At 59.2% G+C, this 18,387-nt stretch carries 20 protein-coding genes; 5 read left to right on the top strand and 15 right to left on the bottom strand.

Annotation, left to right across the window (positions count from 1 at the left end; translation table 11 throughout):
- Positions 1-11: 11 nt before the first annotated feature.
- The 15 genes from ACYVG7_RS21220 to ACYVG7_RS21150 form a co-directional block, all read right to left on the bottom strand.
- The gene (locus tag ACYVG7_RS21220) at positions 12-608 is read right to left on the bottom strand and encodes a prepilin-type N-terminal cleavage/methylation domain-containing protein (RefSeq protein WP_460885099.1); all 597 of its coding nucleotides are present in this window, start codon (positions 606-608) and stop codon (positions 12-14) included.
- Positions 595-1,074 carry a prepilin-type N-terminal cleavage/methylation domain-containing protein gene (locus ACYVG7_RS21215; RefSeq protein WP_460885098.1) on the bottom strand — a complete coding sequence of 160 codons (480 nt, stop codon included), beginning with the start codon at positions 1,072-1,074 and terminating at the stop codon, positions 595-597. Before ACYVG7_RS21215 ends, ACYVG7_RS21220 begins: the two co-directional genes overlap by 14 nt.
- 100 nt (positions 1,075-1,174) lie before the next feature.
- Complete coding sequence (locus ACYVG7_RS21210; protein ID WP_460885097.1) at positions 1,175-1,627, bottom strand: type II secretion system protein; 453 nt, start codon at positions 1,625-1,627, stop codon at positions 1,175-1,177.
- Positions 1,628-1,697: 70 nt separating this feature from the next.
- Entirely contained in the window at positions 1,698-2,327 is a 630-nt protein-coding gene (locus ACYVG7_RS21205) for a prepilin-type N-terminal cleavage/methylation domain-containing protein (RefSeq protein ID WP_460885096.1), read from the bottom strand.
- 68 nt (positions 2,328-2,395) lie between these two features.
- Positions 2,396-2,920 carry a hypothetical protein gene (locus ACYVG7_RS21200; RefSeq protein ID WP_460885095.1) on the bottom strand — a complete coding sequence of 175 codons (525 nt, stop codon included), beginning with the start codon at positions 2,918-2,920 and terminating at the stop codon, positions 2,396-2,398.
- On the bottom strand, positions 2,920-4,140 hold the full coding sequence (locus tag ACYVG7_RS21195; protein ID WP_460885094.1) for a type II secretion system F family protein: 1,221 nt from the start codon (positions 4,138-4,140) through the stop codon (positions 2,920-2,922). The genes ACYVG7_RS21200 and ACYVG7_RS21195 overlap by 1 nt, the downstream gene beginning before the upstream one ends.
- A complete protein-coding gene (locus ACYVG7_RS21190) occupies positions 4,140-5,846 on the bottom strand; it encodes a GspE/PulE family protein (protein ID WP_460885093.1) in 1,707 nt (568 codons plus the stop codon). The genes ACYVG7_RS21195 and ACYVG7_RS21190 overlap by 1 nt, the downstream gene beginning before the upstream one ends.
- Positions 5,847-5,850: 4 nt before the next feature.
- On the bottom strand, positions 5,851-7,068 hold the full coding sequence (locus tag ACYVG7_RS21185; RefSeq protein ID WP_460885092.1) for a tetratricopeptide repeat protein: 1,218 nt from the start codon (positions 7,066-7,068) through the stop codon (positions 5,851-5,853).
- Positions 7,065-7,949: an ExeA family protein gene (locus ACYVG7_RS21180; RefSeq protein ID WP_460885091.1), complete on the bottom strand. Its 885-nt coding sequence runs from the start codon at positions 7,947-7,949 to the stop codon at positions 7,065-7,067. The genes ACYVG7_RS21185 and ACYVG7_RS21180 overlap by 4 nt, the downstream gene beginning before the upstream one ends.
- 4 nt (positions 7,950-7,953) lie before the next feature.
- Complete coding sequence (gene mshL / locus ACYVG7_RS21175) at positions 7,954-9,621, bottom strand: pilus (MSHA type) biogenesis protein MshL (protein ID WP_460885090.1); 1,668 nt, start codon at positions 9,619-9,621, stop codon at positions 7,954-7,956.
- 5 nt (positions 9,622-9,626) lie between these two features.
- Positions 9,627-9,947, bottom strand: a complete 321-nt coding sequence (locus tag ACYVG7_RS21170; RefSeq protein ID WP_460885089.1) for a SctD/MshK family protein — start codon at positions 9,945-9,947, stop codon at positions 9,627-9,629.
- On the bottom strand, positions 9,940-10,581 hold the full coding sequence (locus ACYVG7_RS21165) for an MSHA biogenesis protein MshJ (protein ID WP_350235107.1): 642 nt from the start codon (positions 10,579-10,581) through the stop codon (positions 9,940-9,942). Before ACYVG7_RS21165 ends, ACYVG7_RS21170 begins: the two co-directional genes overlap by 8 nt.
- Entirely contained in the window at positions 10,578-11,210 is a 633-nt protein-coding gene (locus ACYVG7_RS21160) for a PilN domain-containing protein (protein ID WP_460885088.1), read from the bottom strand. Before ACYVG7_RS21160 ends, ACYVG7_RS21165 begins: the two co-directional genes overlap by 4 nt.
- Entirely contained in the window at positions 11,207-12,091 is an 885-nt protein-coding gene (locus ACYVG7_RS21155; protein ID WP_460885087.1) for an MSHA biogenesis protein MshI, read from the bottom strand. The genes ACYVG7_RS21160 and ACYVG7_RS21155 overlap by 4 nt, the downstream gene beginning before the upstream one ends.
- Positions 12,092-12,218: 127 nt before the next feature.
- A complete protein-coding gene (locus ACYVG7_RS21150; RefSeq protein WP_460885086.1) occupies positions 12,219-14,120 on the bottom strand; it encodes an EAL domain-containing protein in 1,902 nt (633 codons plus the stop codon).
- A gap of 257 nt (positions 14,121-14,377) precedes the next feature.
- On the opposite strand from ACYVG7_RS21150, the gene ACYVG7_RS21145 reads away from it, so the two are divergent.
- The 5 genes from ACYVG7_RS21145 to ACYVG7_RS21125 all read left to right on the top strand — a co-directional run bounded on the left by ACYVG7_RS21145 (position 14,378) and on the right by ACYVG7_RS21125 (position 18,349).
- Positions 14,378-15,061, top strand: coding sequence for a CerR family C-terminal domain-containing protein (locus ACYVG7_RS21145; protein ID WP_460885085.1), 684 nt, complete (start codon positions 14,378-14,380; stop codon positions 15,059-15,061).
- Positions 15,043-15,999 carry an HlyD family secretion protein gene (locus ACYVG7_RS21140; protein ID WP_460885084.1) on the top strand — a complete coding sequence of 319 codons (957 nt, stop codon included), beginning with the start codon at positions 15,043-15,045 and terminating at the stop codon, positions 15,997-15,999. Before ACYVG7_RS21145 ends, ACYVG7_RS21140 begins: the two co-directional genes overlap by 19 nt.
- Positions 15,996-16,934: an ABC transporter ATP-binding protein gene (locus tag ACYVG7_RS21135; protein ID WP_460885083.1), complete on the top strand. Its 939-nt coding sequence runs from the start codon at positions 15,996-15,998 to the stop codon at positions 16,932-16,934. Before ACYVG7_RS21140 ends, ACYVG7_RS21135 begins: the two co-directional genes overlap by 4 nt.
- Positions 16,931-18,067 (top strand): ABC transporter permease, encoded by a 1,137-nt coding sequence (locus ACYVG7_RS21130; protein ID WP_460885082.1) that lies wholly within the window; start codon positions 16,931-16,933, stop codon positions 18,065-18,067. The genes ACYVG7_RS21135 and ACYVG7_RS21130 overlap by 4 nt, the downstream gene beginning before the upstream one ends.
- An 84-nt stretch (positions 18,068-18,151) precedes the next feature.
- On the top strand, positions 18,152-18,349 hold the full coding sequence (locus ACYVG7_RS21125) for a CHASE3 domain-containing protein (protein WP_460885081.1): 198 nt from the start codon (positions 18,152-18,154) through the stop codon (positions 18,347-18,349).
- Positions 18,350-18,387 lie beyond the last annotated feature (38 nt).

Raw genomic sequence — 18,387 nt, 5'->3', positions numbered from 1 at the left:
AGGTTGCTGCATCAGTAGTTCCCCCGTAGCAGCGCAAACGGCAACTGACTACCATCCGGCAGCTGCACCGTCACCGTAATAAGTTTGACCGTGCTGCACCCAGTGGCACTACAACCGGGACCCGGTGTGACGACAATCTGCACCCGATAGTTGGGGTAATCATTCTGCGTCGCCACGCTGTTGTCGGTGAAATAGCTGGCCGCAACCCAGGAGCTGTCGCTGCAGGAGGTCAGATCTTGGCTGCAGATCGCCGGGGTATGATAGTCATCCACATCGTTAAACAGATACGGCTTGGTCTCGCCCGGATCAGGCCCATAGCCGGTCGGCAAGGTGCAGGTCGCATAGGTAATGCCGTTGACGGTTTCCCCACAGCGCCAATGGCTGCCGTTATGATCCGAGTTCTGATCGAAGGAGCGAGCACTGATATCATTCAGCAACCGCTGGGCCAGTTGTGCCGCCCGCACCTGCTGCACCGGCTCGGTGCTCTCCGCCGACTGGTTGATGAGCAGCCCCAGCATGCCCCCCAGGGCGATGGCAATCAGCACTATTCCCATCACCAGCTCGATCAGGGTAAAGCCCGCACCACGCAATCCGTTAATCGAGCGCATATACATATCCCTGGGCATTGATCTGCACCTTAGCCGTCTCGCCGCCATCACTGATACTCAACTGGCAGCCACTGGCGCAAGCGCCGAGCGGGCGCCCCATGCGATCGAAGCGCACACTCCAACCTGCGGTCGCCGCCAACGTCAGCCCACTGCTCAGGGTGACAATTCGGCCACGACTGATCTGGGCCGCACTCCAACTGCTGATAGCGGGTGGTGCCCCACAGGGCATCATGCTGATATGGCCGAAGCGGCCGCTCTCCCCCTGCCACCAGCTGCAGCGATCCGCCGGCTCATTCATATTGTGCATCTGCACCAGTCGCAAGCGAGCTACCAGCTCATCGCGCGCGGTTTGCACCTCAAAGCCACCTTTGCCCAGCCATTTTGGCAAGGCAAAGGTCGCCAGGATGCCCAGCAGCAGGATCACCACCACCAGCTCAATCAGGGTAAAGCCATCCGGTTTTTTCATACCGCCCTTATCATCCAGACTATGGAGTAGCCTAAATAAAACGGGGTGCGGCTTACCGCCTGCACCCCGTTACATAATCAGATCACCAGATTTAACCGACTTAGCAGCCCTTATCGTTGACTCTGATTGTTGGGCGAGAACGAGAGGTTCTCGGTGTCTTATAATATGTCACATTACAAGCCGCTGAAGTTCCGGATCCCAGATCGGCAGGCCAAATGGCCCAATTGCCTGTAGGACTGGCTCCTGAGGCCCAATCGCCCGTAGATACATCGATCGCAGCACCGATACCATCATTTGTCGCTGTCGGGTAGCCGAATTTAGTTTTGATACCGTCCGTGTCAGCAGCAGAAGATGTTTCCAAGCCCTTAATTACGGCCTTGGAATAAACGATGGAGGCAGAGCTTTCCATGGCCGCCTTGACACCATCCAACGTTGATTTACGAGCATCACTCTGTAAATTCAAAAACTTAGGCGCGGCTGTGATCGCCAGAATACCCAGAATCACGATGACAATAACCAATTCGATCAGAGTAAAACCTGCACTACGCTTCATAACAATTTCCTTTAAGGTCTCGGTTTAAGTTGATATCTGTTTACGTCACGTTACGGATTTCGATGTGTCTTTAATCATTGATATAGGTAACGACCTGCCCTGAGGCCGGGCGATAGCTGAAACTCTTGAACTTATTGGTCTGGTTGTTCGGATCCTCGTAACCACCGCTACTGGTCTTGTTCAGCGCATTGACCAGATAGTAACGACATACCGCATCATTACCCGAACCATCCACGGAGACATAGTACTTCAAATCATTCTTGCTAGTCTCCACCGAATTAAAATCGTTGGTCGCCTTGGGTGGATTCTGCAGCAGGCCATTCCAGATGTACAGACAGCGCTCCGAGGTCAGGCTGCCCGGAGTGACATCCACCGAACCACTGGAACTGGTATCGATCGGGTAGCCCGGTGAAATCAATCCAGCTTCCACTTCCGCATCGGTCGGCGTGGTCAGGTAGAAGCGATTGCCATCATACAGAATGGTATTGATGCCCCCCTCTTTGCTACGCCCCTTGGCCTCCCATTGGGCACGGACCAGCAACACCCCGGTGGCAAAACCGCCGGAGACACCTTCCACGCTGGCATTTTTCGCCTCTTCGGTGACATCCAGAAAGCGCGGCAGAGCCGTGACGGCAAGAATGCCCAGCACCACGATGACAATCACCAGTTCGATCAATGAAAAGCCGGTTTGCTGTTTCATGCTTATATTCCCTTTTTCCCAATAAGTTATAGGGTTAAATGCTGAACAAGTAAATACCCAGTGAACACTCAGCCACCGCGCGTCGTCACAGAACCATCGGCGAAGCGATACGAAAACCCAGCTTCGCCGATTCGAAATTCACAGCCGGGGCTGGTGATCAGCGGCGATACCACCACCGGCTCACCATCCAGCATCAGCGGCACCGACAGCAGTTGCAACCAGAGCTGTCGACACGCCAAGCCCGGCGCCTGGCCTGGCTCCGATCCCTGTGGCCACCCGCTAGCACTCATCACATAACGGGCACTGAGTGATGCAACAGCGGCAGATGGATTGTCTTGCGCCAGTGAATAGACGCGCCCCGTTTCATGGATCAGGGCAGGCCGATTCTGGCTTAACCACAAGCCATGTACCAAGGCAGCCCGTTCAGCAAAGAGAGCGGCCAGAGCCCGCATCGAGGTGATTTGGGCTTGATAACGCTGGCTTTGATACTGACTGACCAGACCCCACATCAGCAGCAAAACGATGCCAATCGCCAACCAGAAGCGAAACAGGCCCAGTAGTTGCTGATTGGCTTCACTCTGCTGGGACACCATTAATGGCCCCGAACCGCACGCATCATGTCCCACATAGGGGTGAAGATCCCCAGGGCCAGGATCAGCACCATACAGGCCACTACGACTAACAATATGGGCTCGATCCGTGCGGTCAAAGTCCGCAGATCATAATCGACTTCCCGCTCGTAAAACTCGGCCGCCTCCTGCATCAACTCATCCACCTGCCCCGTCTCTTCACCGACCGCAAACATCTGCATCACCAGAGGTGTAAAGAGCCTACTGGCTGCCGCCGTGCGCATCAGACTCTCACCCCGCTCGACTCCAGCCCGCATCTCGCGGATGCGATCCCCGACGAAGGTGTTGTCGACGGCCTCGGCCACCATGCTCAGGGCATGGTTCAGCGGCACACCAGCACGCAGCATCATGGCAAAACTACGGGCAAATCGGGCCAGCAAGGAGCGGTTGATGATGCTGCCCACCAGCGGAATATGGAGCTGCCAATGACTCCACTTCAGTTTCCCCGCTGGGGTCTTGACCCACTCCAGCCAGCCGATAGTCGCTGCCACCCCCGCCAACAGCAGCAACCACCACCATTGCACAAAGAAGTGCGAGGTCGCCAACAGGATGCGGGTGGCCAGCGGTAATTCGACCCCGAACTTGGCAAACATATTGGCAAAGGTCGGGATGACAAAAATATTCAGAATAAACATAGCCGCGACGATAAAACCCAGCACCAGCATGGGATAGCGCAGGGCTGTCTTGATGCGTTTACGGGTCTCGAGCTCGAGAGCGAAATAGTTGGACAGCTGCAGGAACGACTCTTCGAGCTGACCGGTATTTTCACCGACCCCCACGATGGCAATAAACAGGGTATTGAACACCTTGGGGTGCCCCTGCATGGCGGCGGATAAGGGGCGACCGTTGCCCAATTCAGTCTCCAGTGCCTGCAGGGCTCGCCGCAATGGCTTGCTATGGGCCGCTTCGCTCAAGCCATGAATGGCGCGCATGATGGGAATGCCCGCCTTGGTCAGGGCGTACATCTGGCGAGTGAAAATCACCAGCTCCTCCAGCCCGATTGGACTCTCTAGCAGATCGCGCCAGTCGATGCCCTTGCGCGGAGCACGACCAGCGCGCAAGCCGGTCGGCATTATGCCGCGGCGCATCAATTGCTCTGCGGCGGCCAGTTCGCTGGCCGCTTCGAGCTGACCACTCACCGCCTGGCCTTTGGCATCCCGTCCCTGATAGGCAAAGAATGGCATCAGCTCACCACCTCGGCCAGACGTAACACCTCATCGACTGTGGTGATCCCCTGGGTGGCGTATTCAAAAGCCATGTCCACCAGCGGCCGGTATTCCACATGCTCGCGCGCCGCGCGGGCAAAGGCCTCCGGATCACCCCGGCGCAAAGCGTCCATCATCGGCAGATCCAGCTCCAGCAATTCAAACACCCCGATCCGGCCCGCATAACCGGTGAAGTTACAGCTCTGACAACCCCGCCCACGCTGGAACTGCTGCTGGTGTACGCCCTCGCCAAACAGGTTAACCAGCCAGATCCGATCACCCGCATCGACCTCATGCACTTCATGGCAATAACGGCAAATGCGTCGCACCAGTCGTTGGGCCACGATGGCACGTAGGGCACTAGCCACCAGATAGCCCTGGGCCCCCATATCCATCAACCGCAGGGCGCTGGAGATGGCATCATTGGTATGCAGCGTGGTCAGTACCAGGTGACCGGTCATGGCACCGCGCAAACCGATCTCCACGGTTTCCTGGTCGCGCATTTCCCCGACCAGCAGGATATCCGGATCCTGACGCAGGGTAGCCCGCAGCACATTGGAAAAATCGAGGCCGATCTTCGGATTGACCTGGACCTGGTTGATGCGCGGTAAACGGTATTCCACCGGATCTTCGACCGTGATGATCTTGTTGCCCGGTTGATTGAGTTCGGACAAGGCGCCATACAGGGTCGTGGTCTTGCCGCTCCCGGTTGGCCCGGTGACAACGATCATGCCATGGGGGCGGCGCAGCTGACGCCGGAAACGCTGCAAGATCTGCTCCGGCATCCCGGTATCGTGCAGGGAGAGCAGACCCGCCGATTGATCCAGCAGACGCATGACCACAGACTCACCGTGTTGCACCGGCATGGTGGAGATCCGCACATCGATCTCGTGCCCCCGGACCCGCATATTGAAGCGGCCATCTTGCGGCAGGCGCTTCTCGGAGATATCCAGACCGGCCACCAACTTCAGACGCAGTACCAGCGCCGGCGCGATCCGCACCTCGTTCAACACGCTTTCATGCAGCACACCATCGATGCGCTGGCGAATGCGCAACACCTTCTCATCCGGCTCGATATGGATATCCGAGGCATGGACCTGGACCGCATCTTCGAACACAGATCGCAGCAGCTTGACCACGGTCGCTTCGCTCTCGTTACCGGCGGTATCGGCCATGCCCAGATCAAAACCTGTGGCCTGATACTCTTCCTGCAGCTGTTCGGCGAAACTCTCGATTTCCTTGGTCCGGCGGTAGAGCTGATCGAAATACTGCAGTAACTGAGTCTCCCGGGCGACCGCCAGCTTCAATTCACGCGGGCTCAGCATAGCGGCCAGCGCATCCAATGCCGCCAGATCGGCCGGGTCTGACATCACCACAGTGACCTCATCCCCACTCTGATTCACCGCCAGCGCTCGATAACGACGGGCATGCACTTCAGGGATCAGTTGCACAGCCTGGGTCTGGATGCTCAGCTTGGAGAGATCGAAAAACGGGACATTCAGCTGTTGGGCGAGAAACTTGAGCAGTTGTTCTTCACCGATGAAGCCCAGATCCACCAAGGTGGTCCCCAGCTTGCGCCCAGTTTGACGCTGCTGCTGCAGCGCCATCTGTAACTGATCATCGGAGATGATGCTTTCGGCCACCAGGAGGTCACCCAGTCGCATCTTCAGTCGTGGTTGCGCCATGGTCTTACTCCAGTTGTTCGATCCGCTGTTGCACAAATTGCCGGGAGCCGGCGCTCAGCGGTAAGCTCAATGCTTTGCGGTACGCATCCAGCGCCGCCAGTGGCCGCCCCTGTTTATCCAACGCAATGCCGAGTCCCAACCACCAACGCGGCTCGGTTGGCTGTGCCACCGTTAACTGCTGATAGCTGCTGGCGGCCACGCCCGGTTGCGACAGCTCTTGAGCCAGCGCGGCACGCGTGGCGTAATAATCCAGATTTGCACTCACCGGCGGCTCCCAGCCGCTCAGGCTCTGCAAGGCTGCCGCCTTATTCCCGGTCGTTAACGCCAACCGGGCCTGCATCAGACGAAAATCGGCGCGGCTCGGCGCCAGGCGAATGCCTTCATCCAACAGCTGTTGCGCTTCGGGGATGCGGCCATCGCCATACAGCAGTCCGGCCAACCGTTCGCGGATCTCGTGATCCAGCGGATCATTGGCCAGCACTCGAGAGAAGGAGTCCCGCGCCACATCCAGTTGTCCTTTCGTCAGGGCTTGCAGCCCCTTGCGTCGATCCAGAGCCGCCTCTTGTTGCGGGCTCAGATGCTCCTCAGCGATCTCCAGCGAACCTTGCGGTTCCGCCGGGTACTCATCGGTCATGGTTGTGGTGCTGTCATCGGCCTGCAGCGCCGCCTCGGTCAGCTGGGGCCCTTCATCCGGGCCCAGAAGGGTTTCTTCCAGCCCATTCTCCTGACTCGCTGACGCCCCAGGAGCCGGAGCTCGAGTCTCCTGCGCCGGCAACGAAGTTTCAGTCACGGACGCAACGCCAGCCACAGATGCAACTTGGTGCTGCGGGCTCACTGCGACGGCGGCAGAGGCAACCGCAGTAGTCGCCGGTTGAACGACCGGGGCCGCGGTTTGTTGTGCCGATGTCACAGCAACCGTCGGGGCCACAGGTTGAGCAGTCACCACAGCGTGCGATGGCGCCGACTCAACGGCATTTGCCACCGGAGTTGCCACAACCGGACTGGCGACGGCAACCTCGGCGGTCGGAGCCGGAACACTCGCCGGTTGATCCAGCCACAGATGCCAGACCCCATAAGCCAATGCCGGAACGCACAACAGTGCCAGCAGCCAGGCGATCAACACCAGACGCCAACGGGAAGGCTGGGGTGGCTGATAGCGGCCGAACAAGGTTTGTCCTTCACGCTGCTCCAGATCTTTGAGCATGGTATTGATGACGCTCATAACGCTCCTCGCAACAACCAGGCCGAGATGAGACCGACCAACATCCAACCACTCCACCACCACAGATTGACGGGCAGGGTTGCATCCTCGGTATCGCGGATCGCCGCCTTGACATGGCGCGGCCGGATCTGGGATAGCCCCTGGCCATAGGCCACCATCAAACTCTTGTGTGCCAGAATATTGATCAGCCGCGGGATGCCGCGACTGGCGCGCCACAGCAGCCGTACTGCTGAGGGGGCAAACAGAGGGGCGCTCCGATAGCCAGAAGCCATCAGTCGATACTCCAGATAGGCCCGGGTTTCATCGCGCAGCAAGGGGCGTAAGCGATAGGAAAAAGTGATGCGTTGCCGCAACTGCCGCAACTGATCGGCCTGCAGACGCACATCCAGTTCTGGTTGGCCAAACAACACCACCTGCAACAGCTTGCTGGATTCAGTTTCCAGATTGCCGAACAGACGAATGGCTTCCAGACTGGCGTCCGGCAAGGCCTGGGCCTCATCCAACAGCACCACCACGCCTCGCCCTTCGCGCTTGAGCTCCACCAGGCGACGATGAATGGCATCCGTCACCGCCAGCGCCCCGCCCTCGGCGGTGACTCCCAATTCCAGCGCCAGCGCCTGGCGCAATTCGTCGGGAGCCAGATAGGGATTGGGCAGATAGGCCACCTGTTGGGTCGGCGACAATTCCCCCATCAGCTTGCGCAGCAGCAGAGTTTTACCGGTTCCCACCTCACCGGTCACCTTGATGAATCCTTCGCCGCTGGCCAGTGCGATCCGCAACACCTGCAGCGCCTCTTCATGGGGCGGTAAACCGTAATAAAGACCGGTATTCGGGGTCAGGCTGAATGGCGGCTCCTGCAGGCCGAAATGGGCTTGATACACGGCTTCAGCGCCCCTCCGGATACCATTTGTCCAGCAATTCGCTGGAACGCTGCAGCTCGCGCTGCCAGGTATCGCCTTCGATCACTTGTGGCTTGAGCATGATGACCAGTTCAGTCTTGTAGGTGCTATCCGCGCGATTGGTGAAGGCCTCACCCACCCAGGGAATATCGCCAATCCAAGGCACCTTGCTCACCTTTTGTTCCTTGTTGATGCGCATCAGACCGCCGATGACGATCACATCGCCGGATTTAGCCTGCACCACGGTATCCGACTCGCGGATATTGCTGTACGCCATGGGCAGATTGTAGGTCGTGGTCGTCCCGGAGCTGCTGGTCGAGCCCAGATCAATGGTCTTGGTCTGCTCCGTCACATCGATCACCGAAGGGTGGATATGCATCAGCACATTACCCTGCTCATCGATCTGCGGCATCACATCCAGCGCGACCCCGGAGAAGAAGGGAGTGAGCTCGATATTCGGAGTCACAATGGCATCGGTGGAAGTGGCCACAGTGCTGCTGGAGATGCCGGTGACAAAGTACTCGTCACTGCCGACCTTGATCACCGCCTTCTGATTATTGGTTGCCGTAACCCGAGGGCTGGACAAGGTATTCACATCGCCTTGGGTCTTCAGCAGGTTGACTACGACCTCAAAGTTGCCATCCGAGAACTGCATCCCGGCGCCCCCCCCGAGCAGGGTTGCCACCGAGTTGGTCACGGCCGGCAGACCGACCAGCGAACCGGCATTGGTTACCCCCTGCCCCTGATCCCATTGCGCACTGAGATTATTCCATTGAATCCCCTGCTGATAGCCTTCACTCAGCCGCACTTCCATGATTTTGGTTTCCAGGATCACCTGCCGTTTGAGCTGGCGCTCAGACTGACCCAGAAACTCGCGCACTGCCTTGAGGTCATCCGCCATGCCGCGCACCGTCACCAAACCCGCCTGGGGGTTGAGAATGACGGCTCGCCCCTGGCCACTGCCGACCAGATGCTGGAGCGCGGTTTCCAGATCCTTCCAAAAATTGCTCTGGCTACCCGTCTCGATCACGGTGCCATTGTTGCTACTGCTGTTGGAATTACTGGAGTTGTTGTTACTACTACTGTTATCGGAACTGGAGCTGCTGCCGGTCGAGGTAGAGTTATTGTTGTTGGACTGATCGGTTACGCCACCGGAGGTAATGCTGGTACGGGAGAGTCCCTGCCGCGTCAGCATCAGATAATTCACCGGAAAGCTCTCGGATCTGAGCCCGGCCGGATAGATGTGGTAGACGGTGCCGGTTCGACGAATGTCATAGCCGTACATATCCGCCACCGTATCCAGCACCTCTGGCAGCGTGACCTCACGCAGATCCAGGTTGATCCGTCCCTCGACCCCGGGATGCACCGCCACGCTGTAACGACCATCCTTCATCAAGGAGGCGAAAAACTCGGCCGCATCGACATCTTTGGCCGCGACCCGGAAACGCCGCTCATTGACATAAGCGCTGGCCACCGGCTGGATGGGGCTCTTCGGTAACAGTTCAGCCTGCACCGAGTCCGGCACGGTCAGAGCACCGGCCTGCTGCTTGGCTTGCTTCAATGCCTCTTTGGACTCGGCAGGATCGGGGTGCTGATAGGTTACACAACCGCCCAACAGCAAGGCCAGAGCAACCAGAGAGAACGAAAATGGCATCTTGTTCATTGAATTTTGACCTTGCTTGAATAAAGAGGAAGCGTATGACGTTGGCCATTGCGCTCCAGAACCACGCCATCCTGACGGATATCCGCCACTCGGTAACCAGCAACGATTTGCCCCAAACGATAACTCTCGCCATCCAGAATGGCCTGCCGGGGACCCCGCCCCAGCAGCAACCCTTGCAGGCGAGGCAATGCCTCGACATGTTGCGCCGCTTGGCCCTGTACCGAGCCGGTCAGCGGCTGGGTCGGATCCTGTAGCGTATCGACAGCCGCCTGCGCGAGCGAACAGGGCAGCATCAGCATCAACCACCATTTAGCCACGAATAAACTCCTTGCTGCTACTCAGGGTGTAGAGCTCCAGCTCGATACTGGCCTGTGGGTACTGCTCAACCTGATAATTCAGACGGCGCCAGTAAAAGTGTTCCGGTAACCCTTCGAGGGCACGCAGATATTGAAAGATATCGAAGTAGCTGCCTTGCAGGCGTAACTGGATGCCATGCTGAAACAGCAGGTTCTGCTCGGGATCATCCAGCAACGGCTTGGGTGGCAGCGAAGTCAGTGAGATCAGTCGCAGACGACCCGAACTGGCCAGCATCTGCTCCAGCAACCCCGGCATCCGCTCCGCCGGGATCAGATCCAGCGTCTGATCCTTGAGTTGTGCATCCAACTCGACCAGCTGTTGTGTCAATTTAAGTTGTTGTTCCCGCACCGGCTGGTTGGGATCCAGCAGGAGAGCCTGCTGGCGACTCTGATTCTCCAATTGCAACTGGGCTATGGTCGTCGCCAGCTCCTGACTCCGCGCAATTTGGCTCTGGTAAGCCAGCCACGTCGGCTCCAGCAGCAGGCTATAGGCCGGCATCAGGAGCAGGGCGGCGCCGGCGAGCAAGATCAACCAGCGTTCACGAAGACTCATCGCCACTACGCGGGCTGAAAGTTGTTGCCACTGCTGCTTCATGACTTATTGCCTCCCTTACCGGTATTGGCCGCCGCAGTCGGGCTGGCAGGCTGCGGGCTGCTCAGGCGAAACGAGAGTTGCCCCTGGGCATCGCGGGAGATCTGCAACTCGGAAAACTCCTTGCCGGTCAGGGACTCAGCCTCGGTAAAGCGATTGACCCAGGCCGGCACATCCTGGCTACTAGCCGCCAAGCCAGCGAGCTCGACTCGCCCCTCATCCAACTGAATATGCTGCAAGGCAATACCCGGACTGCGGATACGAGCCAGATCATTGAGCAACACCGCAAAGCCACTGCTCTTGAGCATGGCGCGAGCCGACAGGCTATGGAGCAGCAGTTGCTTGATCTGCACCTGATGCTGCAGCTGTTTATTTTGTCGATGCAGCTCCGCATCCGGCTTATGGCGGGCTTGCTCGGCCACCAGCCGTTCCCCCTCCACTCGCAGGGCATTGAGTGCCAGCTCCTGTTGCTGATTGGCCGCCTGTTGTCCGGCATGCAGTTGCTTCAATCCCAGAGCAGAGCCTGCAATCAACAGCAACAGCAACAGCCAACAGCCCACCATCTGCGGCAGCGTTGCCCACTGCCGACGAGGGCGAAATTCATCGCCATATAGATTGATACGGATCTTCATGGCGAGACCTCCGCCTGCAGTAATCCGTAGAGCGGCAAGTATTCGATTCCGGCGACAATCGCCGGATTAGCCAGCGCACTGACCGGCATGGAAAAATTCCCCGCCAGATGGCGCACCAGCCCTCCCAGATCCGGGGCTGCGATCGCCACATGGAGGTGAGCAGCCTCAGGTAACTTCAGTTGTGCGACCAGATAATCCAGCGAGCGTTGAATTTCCAGCGACAGGTTATCCAGCAGATCGGGGTTGAGATTTCCCACTGCATGTTCTGCCAACTGGGAAAAACCGCGTAATTGGCGACTGAAGCAGAGCTGGCCACGATAGACTGCCAGTACCGCCACATCCTGGCCGGGTACCTGGTACAACAGCAGTTGCATCTGCTCTTTGTGTCCCAGCAGATCGGCCAACCCCAGCTCCTCGGTGGTCACGGATTGCAGGGACGCCACCGCATTGACGCCCTGGGCAATCAACTGCATCCGGCTTTTCGGCACGCAAACCACCGCCAGACGAGGACGCGCCGCCGGATTGGTCGGCAAATCGTAATAATCAAAGCTCAGCTGCAGCACCGACTCATTGACGAAGTCTTTGACTGCCCATGGCAAGGCTCCCGTCAATTCTTCCTCCGGGACATCGGGTCGTTCAATCTGGACTTGCTGGAATAATGAGGCTGGCAGCACCCCATGAATCGGGCTGCCTCCGAGTTGCGTCCGGGTCAGCAGGCTCTGCACCGCCCGCGGCCAATCCGCCTGACCAGTGCAAGCTTCCTGTTCAAACAGCGGCTCTGGTTGTCCGCGCACCAGCAGGATGCGTTCTTGGCCAAAACCAAGCGCTACCGCGGGCCGACTCCCCTCGCGCTGAAACCACGTGCTGATTGTGCGGATCAAAACAGAAAGCCCTCACTTATCAATTAGATGACCATCATAGGCCATCGTTGGTTAAATCTGAACCCTAGTGCGACTTTTCACCACAGATTGCGCTGCCGAGTATTTGCAGGGTGCAATAAAGCTCCATTTAAGCCTGATTTTGCCCATCAAACCAGTGCCCTTGACCTGCGACCACCCCCAACGATTGGAGAACACGCCACTCGGCCTCGCTCTCGACCCCGACCGCGATCACCTGGGTCTGGCTGTTGGCACAACCGCCAACCAGAGAGCGTACCGCCATCTGGTTCAGCGGTCTGTGCTGGATGTCGCGGACCAGACTGGGGTGGATCTTCAAAAAGCTCAATTCAAACTCCTTGATGTAGTGAATACTCACCACATCCTGGCCAGCATGGTCCACCGATAACCGACATCCCAGCAGTCGCAACTCCCGCAGCGGCGTTCGCAACGCCTCCTGATAACGACCAACATGAGCCTCGTTCAACTCCACCACCAGCATGGCGGAGCGGCGTCGCCCGAGCCGCAACAGCGCCATCCACAACCATTGCCGATACTCGGGATCCAGCAAGCTTAACGGATGCAAGTTCAACGCCAGTGGAACGCCCTCTTCACGAGGCAACAATAACAGGGCTAATTGGCTCATTTGACGATCAAATGGCAGCTGCATGCCCACTTTTTCCACCATGGCGACAAACCCGGCGGCCGGTAACAGCTTGCCCTTGCCATCGGGCAAACGCGCCAGCATCTCATGGAGTTGCGGAACCAGGGGTTTGCCGCTGTAGGCACTCTGCAAGCGGTAGGTGAGTTGCTGGCGACTAAACTGCCGCTCCAGCAAGGTTCGCCAGCGCACAGTCCCCTTGTCCGAGGCATCGACCCGCAGCGGTTTGTCGTACAGGAAGTAACCGCTCTCCTGCTGCAGACGGGCTCCACGCAACGCCAGCTCCGCCTCTTCCTCGACCTGCACAATCAGCTCACCGGGTTGATAGCAGACGGCACCGATATACAGGGCGCGATCCGCATCGACATAATCCGGCCAGCTCAGATGCTGCAGGCGTTTGAGCAGTTGATCGGCGGCGGTGAGCGTCTCTTGCTTCGACAACCCCGGCAGCAGGATCGCCAGCACATTGCCGGCATAGCGCCCCTGAATGGCCCCGTTATAACGCTGCAGAAAATGGCCGACCAAGGCGCTGCACTCTTGCAACCCTTCGATCGCCCGCTCCTCCCCGTCGTGCCGCATCACGGCATCCAACGCATCGACTTCCAGCAGCAAGACAGAGCCGACGCTGTAGTCGGCATCACTCATCGCCGCTTCCAGGCGATTATCAAAGAAGATGCGATTGCCAACGCCCAGCTGTTTATCGATGAACACGTTGCGACGGATGAAGGTGTCGAACCGGCTGCGCTCCTTCTTGGCATCGGCCAGCTCAGTTTGCAGGAAGGTGAGCGCCTGACTGACGCTGACCGGCCACTCGTGGGCCACCTCGTGACGTAACTTGCCCGGATCGCCACTGAGAATATGCTGGCCGCGTCGTGCCAACAGCTCCACCCCCTTGAGTTGCCGCCGTAACCAAAGCAGTGCCAACCAGAGACCCAGACTGATAATGCCCAATCCGGTCGCCAGACTGGCCAGGGGAGCATAGAGCCGATCCAGCTGGCTGAAGCTGGAGGCCACCCAAAAATCCATATGCAAGGTCGGGAAGCGCTTGCCCGCCAGATGGACCTCTTCCAGGCGATGGCGCTGCTGATCCAGAGTGGGCTCCTGATACTCGAACAACAAGCCATCATCCAGAGTGACCGTCAGCCCCTTCACATCGTTGGCACGCAGCAGCGGCGGCAACCAGCCTTGCAGACGCGGTGCGTCTGGCTGTGACAGCACCTCCTCCTCGAAGATATCGACCACGGCGCGCAGTTCATCGCGCTGAAAACGCTCGGTCAAGCCATGAAAGCCCATCCCCGCCGCCGTCAGCACCAATAACACGGTGCCAATGACGCACAGGCACAGAAGCGCCACTATCTGATTGGTCAATCGCATCGGTCATCCCTAACCTGGATCCATTCCTGGGCCATTCTATCAGCGGTAGCGCCAGAGTTCAGTGACATCGCATCGGCAGAGCCGATACCGTGGCAGAAACTCTGCATCGACTGCCGCCGCGCCAGTGGATCCGCCTCGGAGTATGCTTTAGCCCCAACAGGATCACCCCTGGCCGCTCAATTTTTGCTCACTGGGTTGTTTGTGGAAAATATTTTTCATAAACTCTTTTCATAACTCATTGCCCCGGCAACACCCCCATGTTTGATCGCCCTCTGGTCCCCAACAAGAACAGCAATGGTGAAGAGAGTCGCCAGGCCCTGTTGCAAGCCGCCACCGACGAGTTTCTGGCCATGGGGTTTCAAGCCGCCCGGGTCCAGACCATCACCCGCAATGCCGGGCTGGGTCTTTCTGCCATCAACTACCACTTTGGCAGCAAGGAGGGGCTCTATCAGGCGGTGCTCAGCCAGCATGCCGAACTGGCCATTGCCCGCCAGCCGCTGCAGGGGCCGCCAGACCTCCCTCCCCAGGCGCAACTGCGATGGCTCGTCAGCGCCCTGTTGCACCGGATGGTGGATCCGGAAAATCCCAGCCGGATCGGCCCCTTGCTGCTGCGCGAAATGATGACACCCACCGCCGCTTTCGAGCTGATGTTTACCCGCTTTGCCTCCACCCAGTTTCAACTCGGCCTGGAGGTACTGACGCGGCTGCTAGGCCCCCGGGTGCCGGCGCCCTTGGTGACCATGAGTCTGTACAGTCTGTTTGGCCAGTGCATTTTCTACATGACAGCGCGACCCATGATTGCCCGCCTGACTCCGGAGCGCACCCTGGACGAGGCCGGATTGCAGCAGATTGCCGACCATATCACCGAATTCAGCTGGGCCGGTTTGCAGGCCCTGCGTCAGCATCATGAGGAGTCCAGCTCATGCGCCCCGCAATCCTGATCCTACCCATCCTGATAGTACTGCTCGGCGGCTGCGACGCCGAAAATGGCCGCCTGCCTGGTTATGTCGAGGGCGAATATGTGCGCGTCGCGGCACCCTCGGGCGGGCGCCTGCAAGCCTTGCCGGTACAAGAGGGGGATCGGCTCGCCGCCGGAGCCTTACTCTTCAGCCTGGAGTCCGATCCGGAGCAGGCCGCCGTTCAGGCCGCCAGCGCGCGGCTGCAACAGAGCCAGGCGCAATTGGCCGATCTGGATAAAGGCCAGCGCCGGGATGAGCTGGCGGTGCTCGAAGCCCAACTGGCCGCCACCCGCGCCAGCGAAACCTTGGCCCACCGTGACCTGCTGCGGCAACAACAGCTGGCCCGGCAGGGCGTGGTCAGCGTGGCAACCCTGGATAGTTATCGTGCCCGCTGGCAGCTGGAACAGGGTAATCGACAGGCGCTGGATGCCCAGTTGCGCGTCGCGCGGCTGGCCGCCCGGGACGATCAGCGTCAGGCGGCGCAACAAGCGGTCGCCGCCGCGCAAGCGGAGCTGGATCAGCAACGCTGGCAACTGCAGCAGAAACAACAACGCAGCCAGCAAAGCGCCCGGGTGGAGCAGATCCTCTATCGCCCGGGCGAATGGGTCCCGGCCGGAGCTCCGGTACTCAGCCTGCTGCCGGAGCACGGCGTCAAGGCACGCTTCTATCTACCGGAAGCCAGCCGCCCGCAACTGCAGGTTGGCCAAACGGTCACCCTGTATTGCGATGGCTGCAAACAGCCGATCCCGGCCCGGGTCAGCTATATCGCCAATCAGGTCGAGTTCACCCCCCCGGTGATCTACAGCCAGGAGAACCGGGCCCGGCTGGTATTCCTGGTGGAGGCTCGCCCCGACCCGGACCACCCCGGGCTCTTGCATCCGGGCCAACCGCTGGAAGTGGCGATCGGAGAACAACCATGAGCGAAGCCGCGGTCATCGACGTCCAGGGGCTGACCAAACGCTATGGCGAGCGAACCGTGGTCAATGATCTCTCCATGCAGGTGCAACGGGGCGAGATCTACGGTTTTCTCGGTCCCAATGGCAGCGGCAAGACCACCTCGATCCGCATGATGTGCGGTCTGCTGACCCCGGATGCCGGTTCAGGCCGCACCCTGGGCCATGACATAGTGCGGGACAGCGCCGCCATCAAGGCGCAGGTTGGCTATATGACCCAACGGTTCGGCCTCTACGAGGATCTGAGCCTGCGCGAGAATCTGGAGTTCGTGGCTCGTATCTACGGCATGGACCGCATCCCGCAGCGAGTCAGCCAGACCCTGGAGCGGCTCGGGCTGGCAGCGCGGCAGAAGCAGCTGGCGGGCAGTCTCTCCGGCGGCTGGAAACAGCGTCTGGCCCTGGCGGCCTGCATGTTGCACCAACCCCGCTTGCTATTGCTGGATGAGCCGACGGCGGGTGTCGACCCCAAGGCCCGCCGCGACTTCTGGGAGGAGATCCATAATCTGGCCGCCGAGGGCATGACGGTGCTGGTTTCGACCCACTATATGGATGAAGCGGAACGCTGCCACCGCCTGGGCTACATCGCCTATGGTCGTCTGCTGGCCAGCGGGACACCCCACGAATTAGTAGCCAACAGCGGCCTGCACACCTGGCAGGTCAGTGGTGCCACCCAACCGCTGTTTGCTGCCCTCAACGGTCAGCCGGGGGTTGAGCTCATCACCCGTTTCGGCAACACCCTGCACCTGAGTGGCCGGGATCCGGCTCTGCTGGCCCAGGCCATAGCACCCTGGCAACAACAGCCGGATACCCAGTGGCAGTCCATACCGCCCCAACTGGAAGACCTGTTTATCCAGCTGATGCAGAGCGCCAGCGATAACTTTACCCAGGCAGGCACATCATGAACATTCGCTTCAGCGCTCAGCGCCTGTTGGCAATGATCCATAAGGAGTTTATCCAGCTGCGGCGGGATCGGCTGACCTTCGCCATGATGGTTGGCATCCCCTTGTTGCAACTGACGCTGTTCGGCTTTGCCATCAATGGCGACCCCAAGCACCTGCCGACCCTGGTGGTGGTGCAGGACGAGAGTCCCTTCAGCCGCTCTTTGGTGTCGGCACTGCGGCTCTCCGATTACTTTGCCATCGACAGTACCGAGCTGGGGTCGGCGCAAGCCAGCCAGCGGCTGGCGCGCGGGCAGACCCAGTTTGTCATCACCATACCGCCCGATTTTTCCCGCGCCCTGCAACGGGGGCAGAAACCCACCCTGCTGCTGGAGGCGGATGCCACCGATCCCAGCGCCACCGCCAATGCCATCAATGCCATGCAGTTGCTGAGTCAAACCGCTCTGCAGCACGATCTGCAAGGGCCGCTGGCCAGCCTGGCCGCGACGCCCGCCCCCTTCGAGCTGCGCATCCATCGCCGCTACAATCCGGAAGGCATCACCCAGTACAACACGGTTCCCGGGCTGATGGGGGTCATACTCACCATGACCATGATCATGATGACGGCCCTCGGCATCACCCGCGAGGTGGAGCGCGGCACCATGGAGAACCTGCTGGCGACCCCGATCCGCCCGCTGGAGGTGATGATCGGCAAGATAGCGCCCTATCTGCTGATTGGCCTGCTGCAGGTGACCATTATCCTGTGTGCCACCTACTGGCTCTTCAGCGTACCCTTCGTCGGCAGCCTGCTCCTGCTGTTACTGATCATCATGCTGTTCATCGCCGCCAATCTGGTGGTCGGCATCACCATCTCCAGCCAGGCCCACAACCAGACCCAGGCCATGCAGATGACCTTCTTCTTTTTCCTGCCCTCCATCATCCTCTCCGGTTTCATGTTCCCGTTTCGCGGCATGCCGCAGTGGGCGCAGTGGATTGGCGAACTGCTGCCCATCACCCACTTCATCCGCATCACCCGCGGCATCATGCTGCGCGGCAACGGTTTTAGCGATATCTGGCCGGATCTCTGGCCGCTATTGCTGTTCACCGGGGTGATGATGCTGATCGGTCTCAGCCGCTTCCGAAAAACCTTGGACTGAGCGCAAAATCTACGCGGGATCCCCATCTGATGGCCACGGCAGAACTATGCTCAATGGGTCCATCACTTCGTGTAGGGAAACACCATGTCATTTTTTCTGAATCTGCCGATTGGCAAAAAACTGCTCGCCACCTTTAGTCTGATGGCGCTGGTCGTGCTGGTGCTGGGGCTGTTCAGCATCAAACAGCTGGATCTGGTTAACTTCAGCAGCACCGTCATCGTCGAGAAGCATCTGCCCCGGGCGTTGTTGCTCAAATCAGGGAACTATCCCGCAGTTTGGTGATCTGATCTCTTAGGTTCACCACCGGGAGCGCCAGATGG

The sequence above is a fragment of the Pseudaeromonas pectinilytica genome (genome assembly GCF_054780855.1).
This window is presented reverse-complemented; position numbering and strand designations above follow the sequence as displayed.